The sequence below is a fragment of the Paenibacillus agri genome (genome assembly GCF_013359945.1).
GTDB lineage: Bacteria > Bacillota > Bacilli > Paenibacillales > Paenibacillaceae > Paenibacillus_AQ > Paenibacillus_AQ agri.
In genome coordinates this window covers 1-331 of sequence record NZ_JABWCS010000117.1, presented here as the reverse complement: position 1 = coordinate 331, position 331 = coordinate 1, and the positions used below count along the sequence as shown (strand labels likewise).

Annotated in this window: 2 rRNA genes; both read right to left on the bottom strand. The window is 49.8% G+C overall.

The features are described 5' to 3' along the window. Positions 1-83 (bottom strand): 5S ribosomal RNA (gene rrf / locus HPT30_RS00555); the annotation flags it as partial. A 128-nt stretch (positions 84-211) separates the two neighbouring features. Then, positions 212-331: ribosomal RNA gene (locus HPT30_RS00550) — 23S ribosomal RNA — on the bottom strand; the annotation flags it as partial.

Here is a 331-nt window from a genome sequence, read left to right as displayed (position 1 = left end):
GTCCAAGTACCATCGGCGCTGGAGGGCTTAACGGTCGTGTTCGGGATGGGTACGCGTGGAACCCCTCCGCCATCGCCACCAAACATGCGTCTGTGAAACAGACGCTGCCGCGTGAAATTCGCTTCAACACCAGAAGTGCGAATGAATTTCTTAGCGTATCAGGCTTAATCGCCTGAAAACTGAATCCGAAACGAATCTGCATTCTAAATGATAGGATAAGCCCTCGACCGATTAGTATTGGTCAGCTCCATGCATTACTGCACTTCCACCTCCAACCTATCTACCTCGTCGTCTTCAAGGGGTCTTACTAATTGGGAAATCTCATCTTGAG